The following is a 16,632-nucleotide window of genomic DNA, read 5'->3' on the forward strand; positions in this document are numbered from 1 at the left end:
TCAGGGGGCCGCGGGGTCGGCCGTCCCGGCGATGGCGACGAACGCCTCGACGCCCAGCTGCTCGCCCCGGACCGTGGGGTCCACGCCCGCGGCCCGCAGCCGCTCCTCGGCCCGCGCCGGCGAGCCCGCCCACCCCGCGAGGGCGGCGCGCAGCGACTTGCGGCGCTGGGCGAACGCGGCGTCCACGACGGCGAAGGTGGCCCGTCGGGTCTCCTCGTCGCCGAGCTCGCCGTCCGGGTGCCGGGTGAAGGCGACGAGCGCGGAGTCGACGCCCGGCACGGGCCAGAAGACGCCGCGCGGTACCGGCCCGGCGCGGCGCGCGTCCGCGTACCAGGCGAGCTTGGCACTCGGTCCCCCGTATGCGGGTTCGCCGGGGCGCGCGGCCAGCCGATCGGCGACCTCGGACTGCACCATCACCAGGCCGCGCCGGAGCCCGGGCAGCTCGGCGAGCAGGTGCAGCACCACCGGCACGGCCACGTTGTAGGGCAGGTTGGCGACGAGGGCGGTGGGTGCCGCCGTCAGGTCGGCCGCGCGGACCCGCAGCGCGTCGGCGGTGACGGTGTGCAGGACCCGCCCGGGGGCGCGGTCGGCGGCGGTGGCCGGCAGGCGCTCGGCGAGCACCGGGTCGACCTCGACGGCCACGACGGCGCCCTCGGGTCCGGCCGCGTCGAGCAGCGCGAGGGTCAGCGAGCCGAGCCCGGGCCCGACCTCGAGCACCGCCTCGCCCGGCTCGACCGCGGCGAGGCGGACGATGCGGCGCACCGTGTTGGCGTCGTGGACGAAGTTCTGGCCGAGCTTCTTCGTCGGCCGCAGCCCGAGCTCGGCCGCGAGCGCCCGCAGGTCCGAGGCACCGAAGAGACGGACAGCTTCCCCGTCGCTGCGCTCGCCCTGGTCGGGCCCCGGGATCACGTCGTTCATGATCCCAGGGCCCGTGCGTGGGTGTTGCGGGGTGGTCAGCCCTTCGAGCCGCAGACCGGCCAGGCGCCGTAGCCGCCGCGCGAGTCGCGCACCTTCTCGGCCACCGCGATCTGCTCCTGCTTCGACGCGAGGTCGGGACGCGGGGCGAACTGCGACCCGCCGAAGGCGTTCCAGGTCGTCTTGTCGAACTGGATGCCGCCGTAGTAGCCGTTGCCGCTGTTGATCGACCAGTCGCCGCCGGACTCGCACTTGGCGATGGCGTCCCACTTGCTGGTGTCGCCGATCGCGGGCTCGGCCTTCTTGGTGCCCTTGCGGATGACGCCGCCCACGGCCTGCTTGGTGATCGTCGGGGCGCCGATGGCGTCCCGGCCGGTCTCCTTGCCGTTGGTCGTCCGCACCGTGAAGTTCTGGGTCTGCTCGCCGGCCTCGCCGGGCTTGTCGACCTTGGTCTGACCCGCGTTCATCGTCGGGTCGTTCACGGTCTGCATCGGCGGCGCGATCGGCTGGGTCTCGGTGACCTGGGTGACCGCGTTGCGGGTGATCGCGATCGTCGCGCCGTTGGCCAGCCCGTCCGGGCCGCCGGGCGTGATCGTGTCGGCCGGGCCCATCGGGACGCCGCGCTGGCCGAGGAACTCCTGGATGTTCGACGCCGTCGTGGTCAGCGTCTGCGGGGCGCCGCCGCCGTCGATGAAGGTGACCGTCTTCGGCATCTGCACCGAGAGGTTCATGCCGCCGGCCGGGATGAGCGAGCCCATCGGCACCGACGAGGCCATCGCCGAGGCCGGCATCCCGATCGCCGAGAGCGCCTGGGAGACGGTGCTCGCCGTCGTCGTGATCGTCTGCGGCTTGCCGTCGACCACCAGGTTGAGCTGGCGGGAGTGGTTGACGACGAGGTGGTCGCCGTCGTGGATCGCGGCGGTCGGCGACGGGGACATCTGGTCGGCCGGGCCGACGGTGATGTCCCCGGAGTCGAGCGCGCCCTCGACGGTGCCGGAGAAGGTGTGGACGGTCTGGTCGACGCCGTCGACGGTGACCGTCACCTCCTTGTCCATCGCGACCGCGGTGCTGCCGCCGGCGGCGACGGCGATGAGCGCCGCCGCGACGCCGCCCTTGACCGCCAGCGAGTAGCGGCCGGTGTCGGTGAGGTCGCGCTCGCGGTAGGTCCCGGGGTCGAGACCGGCCGGGGCGGAGGCCGCCTCCGGGGCGACGGCGGTGGCCGTCTCGGCGCCGGAGAGCCCCGTGCGCTGCTCGAGGTCGTTCCACTCGTCGAGGTCCGGGAGCGAGTAGTCGCCCTGGGTCTCGACGGTGCCGCCCGCGGAGCCGGGCCCTGCCCAGCCCGGCCCCGCGACCGGCAGCGGGCCGGTGATGTCATCGGCCCAGGTGGGGAGCGGACCAGTCTGGTGGTGGAGATCCTGGACGGTCGTGCCGTGACGGCGCGCCTGCCACTCGGCGGTGCTGGCGTCGAGGCCGTTCCAGTCCTCGGCGTCCCAGGACGAGGAGCCCCAGCCGTCGTCGGTCCAGCGGTCCTCGAGGTCGTCGAACCAGCCGGCGTCGGCCGTGGTCGTCGCGGTCTCGCGACCCCGCGCGGTGTCGGCGCTCATCGGGCGACCGCCACGAGCACGCGGGCGGTCAGATCGCGACCGAGCGGGGAGCGGGTCGCGGGGGAGCAGAGCAGAGCCACAGAGGAATCCACATCGTCCGTACCTCCGGGCAGGGACCGCGACCGGGGATTTCCGACCCGGAACCCCTGGGGGAGGTTCCGTCTCGATCCCGGTCGCCGGGGGTGGTCCCATCCCGGCGAGTCACGACACGGTAACGAGCCGGGTGTCAGCACCATCAAGGCGACACGAACGTGGTGCGCCGAACGGCAGGTCGGCCACGATGAACGCGGTCACCGCGTGCTGTTTCGTGCCACGGACGGTCACGGTTGAGGCTGCTGGGCCAGTCGGAACACCCGCTGGGCGTTCCGGGTGGCCGCCGCCGCGAGGGTTTCGGCCGGTTCGTCACGCAGCTCCGCGAGGTCTCGGGCCGTGTGGGGTACGCAGTACGGCTCGTTCGGCCGACCGCGGTACGGGTGCGGAGTCAGGAACGGCGCGTCGGTCTCGACGAGCAGGAGGTCCGCGGGGGCCTCGGCGGCCGCCTGGCGCAGGTCGACGGCGTTCGCGTTGCGGAAGGTGACGGTCCCGGAGAACGACATCAGCCAGCCGCTCTCGGCGCAGATCTTCGCGAGGTCCGGCCCGCCGGAGAAGCAGTGGAAGACGACCGCGTCCGGGCCGCCCTCGGCGCGCAGCACGTCGACGATGCCGTCGTGCGCGTCGCGGTCGTGGACGACCAGCGGCAGCCCGGTCCGCTTCGCGAGGTCGATGTGCCACGCGAACGCCTCGCGCTGCACGTCCAGCGGCGCGCAGTCCTCCCGGCGGGTCGTCCAGTAGTCGTCGAGGCCGGACTCCCCGACGGCGACCACGCGCGGCAGCGTCGTGAGGCGCTCGATCTCCGCGCGGGCCGCGTCGTCGAGGTCACGGCTGCGGGTGGGGTGCAGGCCGACGGCGGCGAACACCCGGGGGTCGGAGCCGGCCACCCCGGCCGCCCACTGCGCCGAGGCGAGGTCGTCGGCCGTCGTCACCATCGCCGTGACCCCGGCCGCGGTGGCGCGGTCGAGGACGGCGGCGAGGGTGTCGGGGTCGGTGGCCCCGCAGGCGTCGAGGTGGGTGTGGCTGTCGATCACGCCGCCCTCGATGGGCTCCGGGACCGGCGGCGGCACCCTGTCGGCGTGCTGTCCCATTCCCCGGTCGCTCTTACCCATCACGGTTGATGGGCGCCCACTCCGGCCCGGTCTCCCCCAGGCTCGGGTCGAGCTTGGCGAACAACGGCGTGGGACGGGACAGCGGCCGGCCGACCGGGATGGGCGTCGACCCCCAGCGGGCCTGCTCGTGGGCGTAGTCGCCCGTCAGGACGCTGTGGGTGGTCCCGAGACCCGTCGTGCCGGCGTCCTGGCGCTCCGGCTGCGCCGCCCACACGCCGGTGCCGCCGAGGGCCTCGTGGACCTTCTGCGCGGCGTGCGGCAGGAACGGCGTGAGCAGCGTGTTCGCGTCCTGCACGACCTGCAGGGCGGTGTGCAGGATCGTGTCCCGCCGCTCGGGGTCGTCCTTGCGCTTCCAGGGCTCCTCGTGGCTGAGGTAGGCGTTGGCCGCGCCGACGAGCCGCATCGCCTCCCCCGACGCCGCCTTGAACCGCGAGCGCTGCAGGTGCGCGCCCACCGTCGAGAACGCCGCCTTCGACTGCGCGAGCAGCTCGGCGTCGGCGGCCTCCGGCCGGGTGGGCTCGGGGACGGCGCCGACGTTCTTCGCGGCCATCGAGATGGACCGGTTGACCAGGTTGCCCCACTCGTTGGCCAGCTCGAAGTTGGTGCGCCGGACGAACTCGTCCCAGGTGAAGTCGGTGTCCTGGTTCTCCGGGCCGGCCACCGAGATGAAGTAGCGCAGCGCGTCCGGGCCGAACTCGCGCAGGAAGTCCCCGACGTAGATGACCGTGCCGCGGCTGGTCGAGAACTTGGAGCCGGACATCGTCAGGAACTCGCTCGACACGACCTCCGTCGGGAGGTTCAGCGTCCCGAGCTCGCCGGGGCTGCCGCCCTTGTCCCCCGCGCCGTTGTTGCCGAGCAGGATCGCCGGCCACATCACCGAGTGGAAGGTGATGTTGTCCTTGCCCATGAAGTAGTAGGACGACGCCTCCGGGTCGCACCACCACTGCTTCCAGGCGTCCTTGTCGCCGGAGCGCTCGGCCCACTCGACCGATGCCGACAGATAGCCGATCACCGCGTCGAACCAGACGTAGAACCGCTTCATCGGCGAGTCCCACCAGCCGTCGAGCGGGATCTTCACGCCCCAGTCGATGTCGCGGCTGATCGCCCGCGGCTTGAGGTCGTCGATGAGGTTGCGGCTGAAGTTCAGGACGTTGGGGCGCCACTGCGTCCGGGTGTCGAGCCAGCGGTGCAGCGACTGCGAGAACGCCGGGAGGTCGAGCATGAGCTGCTCGGTCTCGCGGAACTCCGGGGTCTCGCCGTTGATCCGGCTGCGGGGCTCACCGAGGTCGGCCGGGTCGAGCTGGTTGCCGCAGTTGTCGCACTGGTCGCCGCGGGCGTGGGGGTAGCCGCAGATCGGGCAGATGCCCTCGATGTAGCGGTCGGGCAGCGTGCGGCCGGTGGACGGGCTGATCGCGCCCAGGGTCTTCTCCGGCAGGACGTAGCCGTTGCGCCACAGCGCCCCGAAGAGCTCCTGGGTGACGCGGTGGTGGTTGTCGGTGCTCGTGCGCGTGAAGAGGTCGTAGGACAGGCCGAGGCCCACCAGGTCGTCCTGGATCACGCGGGAGTACCGGTCGACGAGCTCGCGCGGGGTGGTGCCCTCGGCGTCGGCCTGGACCTGGATCGGAGTGCCGTGCTCGTCGGTGCCCGAGACCATGAGGACCCGGTTGCCGACCATCCGCTGGTACCGGGAGAACACGTCGGAGGGCACACCGAAGCCGGACACGTGGCCGATGTGCCGCGGGCCGTTCGCGTAGGGCCACGCGACGGCGGTCAGCACGGACTCGCTCATGGTGACCATCATCCCGGTTCCGTCGACCCGCTTCCGCGCGGGAGTCCTCGGCCCGCCCCCATTCCGAGCGAGGGGCCCCTTCGGTCGATCTATCCGCTCGACGGTGCCCTTCGCCCAGAACGACGAGAGTGGATCTACATGGCGCCGAACTGGCGATCCCCCGCGTCCCCGAGGCCGGGCACGATGTAGCCGGACTCGTTGAGGCGCTCGTCGATCGTCGCGGTCACGATCCGGACGTCCGGGTGCTGCTCGCCCAGGCGCGCGATCCCCTCCGGCGCGGCGACGACGCACACGGCGGTGACGTCGTCGGCCCCGCGCGCGACGAGCAGGTCGATGGTGTGCGCCATGGACCCGCCGGTCGCGAGCATCGGGTCGAGCACGAACACCGGCCGGCCGGCGAGGTCGCCGGGCAGCGACTCCATGTAGGGCGTGGGCTGCAGGGTCTCCTCGTCCCGGGCGACCCCGACGAAGCCCATGAGCGCGCCGGGCACCTGGGCGTGGGCCGCGGTGGCCATCCCGAGACCGGCCCGCAGCACCGGGACGAGGACCGGCGGGGCGGTCAGCTCCGCGCCGACGGTGTCGGCCACCGGCGTCGTCACCGGGGTCTCGGTCACGGGCGCGTCGCGGAGGGCCTCGTAGACGAGCATCGTCGTGAGGTCACGGACGGCGTCGCGGAAGGTCGGCCGGTCGGTCCGGGCGTCGCGCACCGTGGTCAGGCGCGCGCGGGCGAGCGGGTGGTCGACGACGAGGGTCATGGCCCCGGAACCTAACGGGGACACAAGGCCGTCGGGGGGATGGAGTCGGCCCGCGAATCTGGCACGCTGCGGCCGTGCTCGATGACGCCTACCGCTCCGCTCACGGACGGGTCGCCGCCCTGGTCACGGGACTCGGAGAGCCCGAGCTGGCGTGGACGGTGCCCGCCTGCCCGGACTGGACGGTGCGTGATCTCGTCGCCCACCTCGTCGGCACCGCCGCGGACGTCACCGCCCGACGGACCGAGGGCATGCCCGGCCCGGCGTGGGCCGCGGCCCAGATCGCGCGGCTCGAGGGGCGTCCGGTCGCGGAGCTGCTGACCGAGTGGGAGGAGCACGCCCCGGGCACCGCCGAGGCGATCGAGGACCGGCGGGTTCCCGCCGGGGTGCTGCACGACCTGCTCGTCCACGAGGGCGACCTGGTCGAGGCCCTCGGGGCGTCGCAGCCGCCGTGGGACGGCTGGGCGAACGCGGCGCGGTTGGTGGTCCGGCAGGTGGTCCGCGGGATCCGGGGATCGCACAGCCTCGTCGTGCGGTCCGCGGGTACCGAGTGGCGCAGCCCCGACGATCCGGGGGAGCGGCGCGGGCCGTCGGCGGGGGCCGCCGCGGCGACCCGCAGCACCGTCACCGTCGACTTCTACGAGCTCTACCGCGGCCTGCACAGCCGGCGCAGCCGGGCGCAGATGCGCCGGTGGGAGTGGGACGGCAGCCCGGAGCCCTGGGTCGACGCGCTCCCGATGTTCGGGCCCCGCGACGACGAACAGCCGGTGCCCCTCCCCGGCTGACGGGGTGGGACACCGGCTGTCCGGTGCGATCAGGTCCTCAGAGGACGCCGCCCAGGTCGGGCAGACCCGGCGTGGCCGGGGTGGTCGGCGTCGTCGGGGTCGTGCCGCCGTCGGTCGGGGTGGTCGAGTTGTCGCTGCCGCCGTCGGTCGAGCCGCCGTCGGTCGAGTCGCCACCGGTCTTGGTGTCGCCGTTGGTGATGGCGCCGCCGATCGCGACGTTGTTGTCGTTCAGCAGGTTGTTGCCGTTGAGGATGTCGCAGGCGTTGATCGGCGCGAGGACCTGGTCGCCGCCGGCCACGTCCGCGAGGCCGCCGCCCTTGGTCACGTTCGCGGCCTTGACCTTGTTCGAGCAGGTGCCCTGCGACGAGTGCTTCTCGTGCGAGTCGCCGTGGTGGGAGTCGTTCGCGAAGGCGGCGCCCGACATCGCACCGAGGCCGGTACCGGCGATCGCGACGGTCAGGACGGTCTTCCGCAGCATGCTCATGTCTTCTCGTTCCCCCGAGGTTCGGTGACGTCGAAAGCCGGTTCACGGTGACTGCGCGCCGGCACAGAACGGTCAACGCGATCGCCGCATCGAAGGTCACGGCCTCATCACGACGATCCCCCGTTCGTGCACCAGGAAATCGCGACCGTCGCTCGACCGGACCTGTCATCGCAGGTCAGCGACTTATAGATATGTGTTGAAAATCGACTCGCCCGATCGGTGTCAACAGTTTCTCGCCACGCCACGGGGCTTTCTTCCACGAGTGGAAGCCCCCGGATACGACAACGGCCGGGCCGCTCCGCGTGGCATCGCCACGGGGCGGCCCGGCCTGTCGTGCCGGGATGCGTCCGGTCAGGACTGGATGACCGGGATGGTGACGGGCGAGTCCGGGATGCCGGACGTCGTCGTGGTGTCACCGTTGGTGATCGTGCCCGCGAGCGCCGCGACGTTGTTGCCGTTGAGCAGCTTGTTGTCGTCGAGGATGTGGCAGGCGTTGATCGGCGCGGCCACCTGGTCGCCGCCGGCCACGTCGAGCCCGCCGCCCTTGGTGAGGTTCTTGGCGTCGATCGTGTTCGAGCAGCCGTGGCCGTCGTCGTGGCCGTGGCCGTGGGACGTGGTCGCCATGGCAGCGCCGGTCGTCGAGGCGAGCCCCGCGCCCAGGATGGCGGTGGCGACGGCGGCCCTACGGAACATCGACATGTATCCCCCGATGCAGTGTCGAGAAAGCGATCCGGACAGAGCAGGTGCTCCGGGGTCCGGCTGATGACACCGCACCAACGCCGACGGTCGAGACCGGGTCACGGCTTCGTTACGACGTTCCCCCGTTCGTGGAACGCCCTGGAGACGACGACGGCCGGCCCCGGGACCTCTTCTGGGGGAGGTCGGGGCCGGCCGTGGCCGTGTACGACTGCGAGCCGAGGGCTCAGGTGAACTTCGGCGGCTGGGGCATCTCGTGCCCGGCGATGCTGAAGTGGTTGTCAGCCAGGATCTTGTTGTTGTCGAGGTTGTGACAGAGGTTCAGCCCCAGGGCGCCCTGGCTGCCGTCGAGGATCCCGACGAGGGTCTTCGCACCCTCGTTGTTGATCTCGCCGACCGCAGTGGTGCTGCAGCCCGAGGTCGACTTGTGCGACGCGTGCGAGCTGTGGTGGCTGCCGCTGTTGTCGGAGGGAGCGTCGCCGGCGAACGCCGCGCCCGCGGTCGAGGCCAGACCGGCGCCGACGATGGCGGTGGTCAGCACGGTCTTACGGATCATGGACACGCTGGACTCTTCTCCTGCTCGCGAATGCTGTGGGGGGCGCCCGCCGATCGGTCGGAGCGGGCGAATCGCCCGGCCGGCCGGACCTGGGAGAGGTCCGGCCGGCGCGGGTGTCGATCAGGCCCTGGGGCCCTCGGTCCTGCGGCTCGCGGCCGTCACGTCCCGGCATCCGGGGGTCGTCGGGGCGCGGACGGGCGAGCCGCTCGAGGACGAGGAGTCCTAGAGGTCGAAGCTGTTGCCGCTCAGGATCTTGTTGTTGTTCAGGTTGTCGCAGATGTTCGCGCCGATCGCGCCCTGGCTGCCGTCGAGGACGCCGATGAGGGTCTTCGAGTGGCTGTTGTCGATCTTGCCGAGGGCGGTGGTGCTGCAGCCCTTCGACGAGGCCGAGTGCGACTCCTTGTGGCCGCTGTCGTGGCTGCAGTCGGTCGCGAAGGCCGAACCGGCGGTCGTCGCGAGGCCGGCGCCGATGATGGCGGTGGTCAGAACGGTCTTGCGGAAGGTCGACACGCGCTTTCTCCCCTGGTCGTGGTGGGCGTGATCGGACGGATCACGCCGCGTCAGGTCGCGACCCACGTGTGGTGTCACGACTTGGTGACTTCAACGCCTCGATCGAGTGAAGGTCACGGCCGAGTTGCGGAGATCGCGTGATCAGCGGAGAAGATCGACGCTGAGCAGGGGGAACGCGGGGGAGAATCACCCGCTTGGAGCAGTAACTTCCGGCACGCACGACGACGGGCCGACACCCCGTCGGGACGTGATGTCCCGAGGAGTGCCGGCCCGTGGTCGGTCACCGAAGGCGCCGGAGCGTCAGCTCACGGCTGCGAGGCCCGAGGGCCCGCAAGTCAGAGCGGCAGGCCGCCCAGCGGGTCCGAGGAGCCGCTGCTGTCGCCGTTGTGGATCGAGCCGCCGAGCAGCGCGACGTTGTTGTGGTTCAGCAGCTTGTTGTCGTCCAGGATGTGGCAGACGTTGATCGGGGCGAGCACCTGGTCGCCGCCGATGACGTCGGCCAGGCCGCCGCTCTTGGTCAGGTTCTCGGCCTTGACGTCGTTGCTGCACGACGAGGACTTGCCGTGGTCCCACGAGCTGTGGTTGCCCTCGTGGCTGCTGTGGCCGCCGTCGCCCGGGTCGTCGCCCGCGAATGCCGCACCCGTCATGGTCCCGAGGCCGGCACCGATGATGGCGGTCGTCAGGACGGTCTTACGGAACATCGACACGATCGTTTCTCCAGGGGTCCCAGGTAATCCGGATCCGCAGGTACACGGATCCGACTGTCACGCCGGGCCCAACGGGCCTCCGGAGAGCGGGTCACGGCCGGAGCCGCTACTTCATTCGTTCGAGGGTTTTCCTGCTTTCGGCCTTGATTGCTAGCCCGTTCGCACTAACGAGCGACAAGACGAACAGTCCCGACGACGACAGAGGCCAGCTCGGCTCCCGCGTCCTCCTGGAGGAAGTGGCCGGCCCCGCGCAGCACGGCGTGACCCGGGCCGTCGCCACCGCCCGCACCGGCGCCGGGCACGTGGTCACGCAGGACCGGCCCCATCGGCCCGGTGATCGGGTCCGAGTCGGAGAAGGCCGTCACGAACGGACGCCGGTAGTCGGCCAGGGCCGCCCAGGCCGCCCGGTTGGCCGCCGTCTCCGGGTCGTCGGGGCGGGTGGGTACCAGCAGCGGCATCGCCCGCGGGCCCGACTTGTAGGACTCGTCGGGGAAGGGCGCGTCGTAGGCGGCGCGCGCCGCCGGTTCCAGCCCCCGGGCGCACCCGGAGGCGACGAGCCGCCCGACGTCGAGCGTCTCCGCCCGTTCCACGGCCCGGCGGAACTGCCACCACGGCTCGGGCATGTCCACGTCGCCGGTGGGCAGCCCGGTGTTCGCGGCGACCACCGCCCGGAAGCGCTCCGGGGCCGCGGCCACCAGGCGCAGACCGATCAGGCCGCCCCAGTCCTGCCCGAGGAGCACCAGGTCGTCGAGGCCGAGCGCCCCGAACACCGCCTCCTGCACCCACGCCACGTGCCGGGCGTAGGAGTGGTCGGTGATCTCCGCCGGCTTGTCCGAGCGCCCGAAGCCGACGAGGTCCACCGCGACGGCGGACACCCCGGCGCCGGCGAGCGCGTCGAGGACGTGCCGGTACAGGTAGGACCACGTGGGCTCGCCGTGCAGGAGCAGCACCGTCGGGCCGGCGTCCTGCGGCCCGACGGCGTAGGTCGCCACCCGGACCGGCGCCGGGCCGCCGTCGGGATCGGCCACCTCGACGAATCGGGGCGGGTGGGCGAAACCGTCCAGCCCGGTGAAGCGGTCGTCAGGGGTCCGCAGCAGTCGCACGGCTCGCAGCGTGCCATCCGCGGCGGCTCCCCGGAGTCCCCGAACGGCCTGGTCACCCGGTCACCCCTAGGGTGGCCGCGCACGTGATCACCCGCTGGAAGACCCGGAGGCCGACCGTGGCCCAGGACATCGTCCCGATCACCCTCGCGCTCACCGAGGGGGATCTGGTCACCCTGTGGGCTCCCCGCTGGCGTGAGGACGGCGAGGAGTGGGAGGCGTTCCTCGGCGACGACGACCACGTGTTCGCCTTCGCCGACGCCGCCGACCTGGCCGCCTGGATCCGCACCAGCGACGCCGACGGCACGCCGCACGACCTCCTCGACCACCCGGCCTGGTCGGTGGTCGGCGGCCTGTCGGTCGACGAGCTGACGCCCGAGGACATCCAGCGCTACGACGTGATCGGCGCGCCCGAGCTCGTCGCGGACGAGCCGGACACCTGGTCGGTCGACGACCTGGCGGAGATCACCGCGATGGTCCGGTCGCTGGCCGACGTCTGCGACCTCGGCACGGTCACCGAGATCCTCGACTCCACGCGGGCCTTCGCGGCCCTCGTCAACGGCGTGACGGCGTTCGGCGGTCGCGACGGCGCCGCGCTGTGGACCGAGCTCGCGGACGTCGTCGCGGAGCGCTGGGACGAGGTGCTCGACGCCCTCGACGCGCTCGTGCGGGTGCCCGAGGTCGACACCGAGCTGGCCGCCAAGCTGCGCGCCACCGCCACTCCCACCGGCGGGGACCTCGACGCGGCCGGCGACGACCTGGACGAGGACCCCGAGGACGAGTCCCGCTCCGGCAGCCAGGAGGACGCGGAGAACCTCCCGGCGGACAGCGACGCCGTCGCCGCCGACCCGCAGGACTCCGCCGTCTCGGGCCCGCTGGCCGACGCCCCCGACGACCTCCGCGCCGACACCGCGGGCGAGTCGCTGCACAGCGACCTGGTCGACGCCTCCGAGGAGCCCCCGCCCGGCTTCTGGGAGGAGGTCGGGATCGACCCCATCTCGATCCTCACCTCCGAGGGCGAGGTGATCACCCTGCGGTGCTTCCTCGACGACACCCCGGTCTTCCTGGGCAAGGGCGGACGCATCGACGTCTTCCCGAGCGCCCGCGCGCTGCGCACGTGGATCGCGGGTGACGGGTCGGAGGGCCACGACCTGGCCCAGGTCTCGACGTGGTCGGAGGTCATGACGGCGGCGGTGGGCGGCGACCTCGAGGTCGAGATCGCCCCGGAGAACCGCTACGTCTTCGCCGGGCTGGCCGAGGACCTGCTCGAGGGCCCGCAGGCGGTCGACCCGTCGCAGCTCGAGCTCGCCGTCGAACTGCTCCTCGACGCCGCCGACTGGGCGGACGACGAGGCCACGCGGGATGCGCTGGCGACCTCGGAATCCCTCGGATGGCTGGTCTCGTTCGTCCTGCGCCCGGACCCGAACCGGCTCACGCCGTCGCCCCCGTTCCAGCGTGAGGCCACCCGGTGGCGTGAGCTGGAGGACCGACTCCTGGGGCGTTTGCGTCATCCGTGACCGGTGTGACTGACGTGGCGCTGCGTCGCCGCGCGGAGCCAGGGGCGCGTCCGATCGGGTCATCGACCCTGGTTAGCCTGCCTCCGACGACGATCGGGGTCGGGCTCCGCTCGGCTTCGTCTCCCACTGCCCGTCATCCCCGCAGAGAGTGGGCCTCCGCGTGATCGACACCAATCAGACCATGTCCTTCGATCGAATGCGCAGCATGCTCGTCCGGGCTGCGGAGGTCAGGGACAGCGAGCAGCAGCAGATCTTCGACTCGCTCGACGAGATCCACGGCCGGCTCGCCGCGCTGGACGCCCTCGGCGCGATGCGCAAGCGGCTCGCCGAGGTCCCGGACCGCACCGAGATGAGCGTGCTGGCCGAGCGGCTCGACGAGACCGTCGCGAAGCTCGACGCCCAGGAGTCGGCCGTCTCCTCGCTGTCGCGCCTGGTCGAGGGCATCGTCGACCGTGTCGCGGACCGGCTCGCCACCCCCTTCGCCCAGCTCGACGGGCGCCTCGACGGTGTCGCCGGGCGCTTCGAGGGCGTGGCCGGGCGGATGGACGGCCTCGAGGACCGCATCGGGGGCCTGCACAAGCGCCTCGACGACCTCGACAACCGGCTCGACCGCCACGAGATGCGGCTCGACGGGCTCCCCGCCGCCGTCACCGGCCCGGTGCGCGAGCGCCTCGACTCCGTCGAGTCGACGCTGCGCGGCCAGGTCGAGGAGACCTCCCGCGCGCTCACCGAGACCTCCCGCTCACTCTCCGAGGAGATCTCCGGTTCGCGCGAGGCCGCCCGGAGCGACGCCGAGTCGACCCGCGAGCAGTCGAGCGAGCAGGTCCGCGACCTCACCGGCCGCCTCGAGGCGCTGACCGAGCGGCTCGACGGCATGGGCAACCGCGTCGAGGGCGTGGAGAACTCGCTCTCCGGGCGCGTGGAGAACGTCGAGAGCACCGTCAGCTCCGCGATCGAGGGCCTCGACACCGCGCTCTCGGGCAAGGTCGACGGCGTGGAGCGCAGCCTGTCCGGGCTGTCGGCCCGCGTCGACGGCGTCGAGTCGAGCCTGTCCGATCGGGTCTCGACGGTCGCGTCCGCGCTCGAGGCGTCGCTGGACAAGCTGGACGGCACGCTGGTGAACCGGCCCGACCACGAGGCCGTCGTCGCGCTGGTCAACCGCTCGAACGAGGAGTCCGAGCGCCGGCAGGCCGGCCAGCTCGACGAGGCGCTCTCGACCTTCGCCGAGATCATCCTGGGCTCCGGCGGCCAGCAGCAGCAGGCCCCGCCGCCCCGCCCGGCCGCCCGCCGCAGCTCGCGCAAGCCCGCGCTCGCCTCGGGACGCGAGAGCAGCCTCAACGGGCACGGCGACCACGCCTCCGACGAGGAGGGCGCGGACGCCTGAGGCCTCGGCTCCGACCGGCACGCGAGGGCCCGTCCACCCACCGGGTGGGCGGGCCCTCCGTCGTCGGAGCACTTCCGACTAGTGTCGGTGACCGATGCCATCGACGCCGCGGGCCGCGCGCCGGTCGCGATCCCTGATCGCGGCCGCGATCGTCGCGGGCCTGCTCCTGCTCGGGGCGGCGCCCGGGACGGCCGCCGCCGAGCCCGCTCCCGGCGTCGCCGAGTCCTCCCCCGGCGTCGCCGGGCCCGCCCCCGGGGCCGCCGACCAGGCGGCATGCCCCGCGGTCGACCAGCCCGCCAACCCCGTCGACGAGTCCGAGGCGCCGCGGCCCGGGCAGTCCGCGCCCGCCCCGCTGCCGGTCCCGGCCCAGCCGGTCGGCGGTCCGAACATGGGCACCTGCGGCACCGTCGTCCCGCCGGGGGCGAAGGCGCCGCCGGCGGTGGGGGTGCAGTCCTACGTCGTCGCCGACCTCGACTCCGGCGCCGTCCTCGCCGCCCGCGTCCCGCACGCCCGGCTGCGGCCCGCGTCCCTGCTCAAGACGCTGACCGGCCTGCTCGTCGCCCAGAAGCTCCCGATGGACAAGGTCGTCGTGGGTACCCAGGACGACGCGAACCAGGAGGGCACCCGGGTCGGCATCGGGCCGGGCGGGCAGTACACCGTCGACCAGCTCCTGCACGGCATGCTCATGGCGTCGGGCAACGACATCGCGCACGCGCTCGCGATCCAGCTGACCGGCTCGGTGCCCGGCACCGTCGACCTCATGAACCGCACCGCGGCGCAGATCGGTGCCCTCGACACCCGCGCCGCGACGCCGTCGGGACTCGACGGGCCCGGCCAGTCGTCGTCGGCCTACGACCTCGCCAGCATCTTCCGCCTGGGCATGCAGCACGAGCCGTTCGCGCAGGCCGTCGGGACCAAGCAGACAGTGATCCCGGGCTATCCGCCGCACCCCCCGGTCACGGTGAGCAACGACAACAAGATCCTCGGCCGGTATCCGGGCGCGCTCGGTGGCAAGACCGGGTTCACCGACGACGCCCGCCACACCTACATCGGTTCCGCACAGCGCGACGGCCGCCGCCTCGTCGTCGTGCTGATGCACGGCGAGCAGACGCCGGTGCCGATGTACGAGCAGGGGATCGCGCTGCTCGACTACGGCTTCTCGCTTCCCAAGGATGCGTCGGTCGGGCAGTTGACCCAGCCGCCCACCGGCCAGACCGTCGGCGACTTCGCCACCCCCACCCCGTCACCGGCGGCCGGGGCGAGCGCCGACACCGCCTCGCCGGCCACCGGCACGACGAACTGGGAGACCCCGGTCGCGATCGGCGCGGTGGTCGTCCTCGGGCTCATCGTGCTGGCGGCCCGGCTCCGCCGCCGCGGGTAGCGACCGGCCTGGTCAGCGCTTGCCGCGGCGCATCCCGTTGACGCCCACGATGCTGCCGACGACGCCGAGGACGGCCCCGACGCCGAGCAGCCCGGCGGTCGTCCGCGCCCCGGGGGTGCGGCCGACCGTCACCTCCGGCCGGACGATGACGGGTGCCGGCTCGGGGTAGTCGTCGCGCTCGTTCTCCTTGAGCGTGGCCGCCCAGGCGGTGACGAACAGGATGAAGCGGGAGACGAAGTTGGCGAACACCAGCAGCCCGATGATGGGTCCGAACGCGGCGCCGGCGGGCGAGTTCGTGACGCTCGCGATGTAGACCGTCATGACCTGCTGCAGGATCACGAACCCGACCGAGGCGAGGATCGCGGCCCGTCCGGCCGAGCGCAGCGTCACCGGCTCGCGGGGCAACCGGGCGATCACCCAGACGAAGACCAGCCAGTTCGCGCCGAGGGTGATGAGGATGCCCGCGATGGACAGCAGCACCTGCACCCAGACCTGACCGTCGAGACCGAGGGCCTCGGCGATGCCGTGCGAGGCGCCGGTGGCGACGGCGGTGACCGCGAACGACAGGGCGAGGGCCACGAAGAGGCCGATCATCGCGACGAGGTCCCCGCCGTAGCGCTTCAGGATCGCCGGCGGGTCGTCGCGCTGGTCCCACTGCTCGGAGAGCGCCTCACGGAGGTTGCCCATCCAGCCCAGGCCGGAGTAGAGCGCCCCGAGCAGGCCGATGATGCCGACCGCGTTGCGCTGCGCGATCGCCTGCTGGATCACCGAGTTCAGCAGCGCACCGAGCCCGGCGGGGGCGGCCTGCGTGATGCTGTTCTGGATCTGGGTGAGCAGATCCTGGTTGTTCGCCAGCACGAACGCCGCCGCGGCGAACGCGATCATGAGCAGCGGCACCAGCGCGAGGATGGAGAAGTACGTGATGGCCGCGGCGTAGTGGTCGCCGTGCTTCTCGGTGTACCGGGTGCCCGCCCGGAGCAGGTGGTCGAGCCAGTGGTGCCGTTCGCGGATCTGCTCGAGCCTGGTCGGCTCGGACGTCCCGTCGGCGGTGCCGGCGGTGGCTGTCGTCATGGCGCGCTCGCCCCTCTCGGTGCCCCCGGGACCTCCCGGCGGGCGCTCGTCCCCGACGCGCGCCCGACCGTCGCGGCCCGGGGCGACCCCGGCCCGGGCGAGCGCGCACGGGGAGTAGCTACCCGCCGGAGCGGGGGATCACGCCAGACGTGGGTCCACCGTGTGAGTGGAGTGTGCGG

Annotated in this window: 16 protein-coding genes; 4 read left to right on the top strand and 12 right to left on the bottom strand. The window is 72.7% G+C overall.

All coding sequences use genetic code 11. The features are described 5' to 3' along the window. From rsmA to upp, 5 genes are all read right to left on the bottom strand, one after another. Positions 1-918 carry a 16S rRNA (adenine(1518)-N(6)/adenine(1519)-N(6))-dimethyltransferase RsmA gene (gene rsmA, locus LQ327_RS03235; RefSeq protein WP_230730087.1) on the bottom strand — a complete coding sequence of 306 codons (918 nt, stop codon included), beginning with the start codon at positions 916-918 and terminating at the stop codon, positions 1-3. A 35-nt stretch (positions 919-953) separates the two neighbouring features. Beyond that, complete coding sequence (locus tag LQ327_RS34530) at positions 954-2,519, bottom strand: resuscitation-promoting factor (RefSeq protein WP_308286237.1); 1,566 nt, start codon at positions 2,517-2,519, stop codon at positions 954-956. A gap of 320 nt (positions 2,520-2,839) precedes the next feature. Continuing rightward, positions 2,840-3,700: a TatD family hydrolase gene (locus LQ327_RS03250; RefSeq protein WP_230730088.1), complete on the bottom strand. Its 861-nt coding sequence runs from the start codon at positions 3,698-3,700 to the stop codon at positions 2,840-2,842. A gap of 13 nt (positions 3,701-3,713) precedes the next feature. Further along, positions 3,714-5,510: a methionine--tRNA ligase gene (gene metG, locus LQ327_RS03255; protein ID WP_230730089.1), complete on the bottom strand. Its 1,797-nt coding sequence runs from the start codon at positions 5,508-5,510 to the stop codon at positions 3,714-3,716. 134 nt (positions 5,511-5,644) lie between these two features. Beyond that, positions 5,645-6,265: a uracil phosphoribosyltransferase gene (gene upp, locus LQ327_RS03260; protein WP_230730090.1), complete on the bottom strand. Its 621-nt coding sequence runs from the start codon at positions 6,263-6,265 to the stop codon at positions 5,645-5,647. 74 nt (positions 6,266-6,339) lie between these two features. Between upp and LQ327_RS03265 the strand changes: the two genes are divergently transcribed. Then, on the top strand, positions 6,340-7,047 hold the full coding sequence (locus tag LQ327_RS03265; protein WP_230730091.1) for a maleylpyruvate isomerase family mycothiol-dependent enzyme: 708 nt from the start codon (positions 6,340-6,342) through the stop codon (positions 7,045-7,047). Positions 7,048-7,084: 37 nt separating this feature from the next. Here LQ327_RS03265 and LQ327_RS03270 read toward each other — a convergent pair whose 3' ends face one another. The 6 genes from LQ327_RS03270 to LQ327_RS03295 all read right to left on the bottom strand — a co-directional run bounded on the left by LQ327_RS03270 (position 7,085) and on the right by LQ327_RS03295 (position 11,103). Further along, the gene (locus LQ327_RS03270) at positions 7,085-7,531 is read right to left on the bottom strand and encodes a hypothetical protein (RefSeq protein WP_230730092.1); all 447 of its coding nucleotides are present in this window, start codon (positions 7,529-7,531) and stop codon (positions 7,085-7,087) included. A gap of 351 nt (positions 7,532-7,882) precedes the next feature. Then, positions 7,883-8,224 (bottom strand): hypothetical protein, encoded by a 342-nt coding sequence (locus tag LQ327_RS03275; RefSeq protein WP_230730093.1) that lies wholly within the window; start codon positions 8,222-8,224, stop codon positions 7,883-7,885. Between the two features lie 229 nt (positions 8,225-8,453). Further along, entirely contained in the window at positions 8,454-8,783 is a 330-nt protein-coding gene (locus tag LQ327_RS03280) for a hypothetical protein (protein ID WP_230732952.1), read from the bottom strand. 222 nt (positions 8,784-9,005) lie between these two features. Then, positions 9,006-9,359, bottom strand: coding sequence for a hypothetical protein (locus tag LQ327_RS03285; RefSeq protein WP_230730094.1), 354 nt, complete (start codon positions 9,357-9,359; stop codon positions 9,006-9,008). A gap of 269 nt (positions 9,360-9,628) precedes the next feature. Then, the gene (locus LQ327_RS03290) at positions 9,629-9,994 is read right to left on the bottom strand and encodes a hypothetical protein (protein ID WP_230730095.1); all 366 of its coding nucleotides are present in this window, start codon (positions 9,992-9,994) and stop codon (positions 9,629-9,631) included. A 170-nt stretch (positions 9,995-10,164) separates the two neighbouring features. Beyond that, a complete protein-coding gene (locus LQ327_RS03295; protein ID WP_230730096.1) occupies positions 10,165-11,103 on the bottom strand; it encodes a haloalkane dehalogenase in 939 nt (312 codons plus the stop codon). A 116-nt stretch (positions 11,104-11,219) separates the two neighbouring features. Between LQ327_RS03295 and LQ327_RS03300 the strand changes: the two genes are divergently transcribed. The 3 genes from LQ327_RS03300 to LQ327_RS03310 all read left to right on the top strand — a co-directional run bounded on the left by LQ327_RS03300 (position 11,220) and on the right by LQ327_RS03310 (position 15,382). Continuing rightward, on the top strand, positions 11,220-12,617 hold the full coding sequence (locus tag LQ327_RS03300; RefSeq protein WP_230730097.1) for a SatS C-terminal domain-containing protein: 1,398 nt from the start codon (positions 11,220-11,222) through the stop codon (positions 12,615-12,617). Between the two features lie 181 nt (positions 12,618-12,798). Beyond that, positions 12,799-14,001, top strand: coding sequence for a gp58-like family protein (locus tag LQ327_RS03305; protein WP_230730098.1), 1,203 nt, complete (start codon positions 12,799-12,801; stop codon positions 13,999-14,001). 94 nt (positions 14,002-14,095) lie between these two features. After that, complete coding sequence (locus tag LQ327_RS03310) at positions 14,096-15,382, top strand: D-alanyl-D-alanine carboxypeptidase family protein (RefSeq protein ID WP_230730099.1); 1,287 nt, start codon at positions 14,096-14,098, stop codon at positions 15,380-15,382. Positions 15,383-15,394: 12 nt separating this feature from the next. On the opposite strand, the gene yhjD is transcribed toward LQ327_RS03310, so the two are convergent. Continuing rightward, entirely contained in the window at positions 15,395-16,453 is a 1,059-nt protein-coding gene (gene yhjD / locus LQ327_RS03315; protein WP_230730100.1) for an inner membrane protein YhjD, read from the bottom strand. Positions 16,454-16,632: the final 179 nt, after the last annotated feature.

Source organism: Actinomycetospora endophytica (assembly GCF_021026375.1).
Classification (GTDB): Bacteria; Actinomycetota; Actinomycetes; order Mycobacteriales; family Pseudonocardiaceae; genus Actinomycetospora; species Actinomycetospora endophytica.

Bases quoted from the DNA above. Each gene is read 5' to 3' on its own strand.
- upp (WP_230730090.1), bottom strand. From the start codon at position 6,265: ATGACCCTCGTCGTCGACCACCCGCTCGCCCGCGCGCGCCTGACCACG.
- metG (WP_230730089.1), bottom strand. From the start codon at position 5,510: ATGAGCGAGTCCGTGCTGACCGCCGTCGCGTGGCCCTACGCGAACGGC.
- LQ327_RS03305 (WP_230730098.1), top strand. From the start codon at position 12,799: ATGTCCTTCGATCGAATGCGCAGCATGCTCGTCCGGGCTGCGGAGGTC.
- LQ327_RS03250 (WP_230730088.1), bottom strand. From the start codon at position 3,700: ATGGGACAGCACGCCGACAGGGTGCCGCCGCCGGTCCCGGAGCCCATC.
- LQ327_RS03310 (WP_230730099.1), top strand. From the start codon at position 14,096: ATGCCATCGACGCCGCGGGCCGCGCGCCGGTCGCGATCCCTGATCGCG.
- yhjD (WP_230730100.1), bottom strand. From the start codon at position 16,453: ATGACGACAGCCACCGCCGGCACCGCCGACGGGACGTCCGAGCCGACC.
- LQ327_RS34530 (WP_308286237.1), bottom strand. From the start codon at position 2,519: ATGAGCGCCGACACCGCGCGGGGTCGCGAGACCGCGACGACCACGGCC.
- LQ327_RS03280 (WP_230732952.1), bottom strand. From the start codon at position 8,783: ATGATCCGTAAGACCGTGCTGACCACCGCCATCGTCGGCGCCGGTCTG.
- LQ327_RS03275 (WP_230730093.1), bottom strand. From the start codon at position 8,224: ATGTTCCGTAGGGCCGCCGTCGCCACCGCCATCCTGGGCGCGGGGCTC.
- LQ327_RS03270 (WP_230730092.1), bottom strand. From the start codon at position 7,531: ATGAGCATGCTGCGGAAGACCGTCCTGACCGTCGCGATCGCCGGTACC.
- LQ327_RS03290 (WP_230730095.1), bottom strand. From the start codon at position 9,994: ATGTTCCGTAAGACCGTCCTGACGACCGCCATCATCGGTGCCGGCCTC.
- rsmA (WP_230730087.1), bottom strand. From the start codon at position 918: ATGAACGACGTGATCCCGGGGCCCGACCAGGGCGAGCGCAGCGACGGG.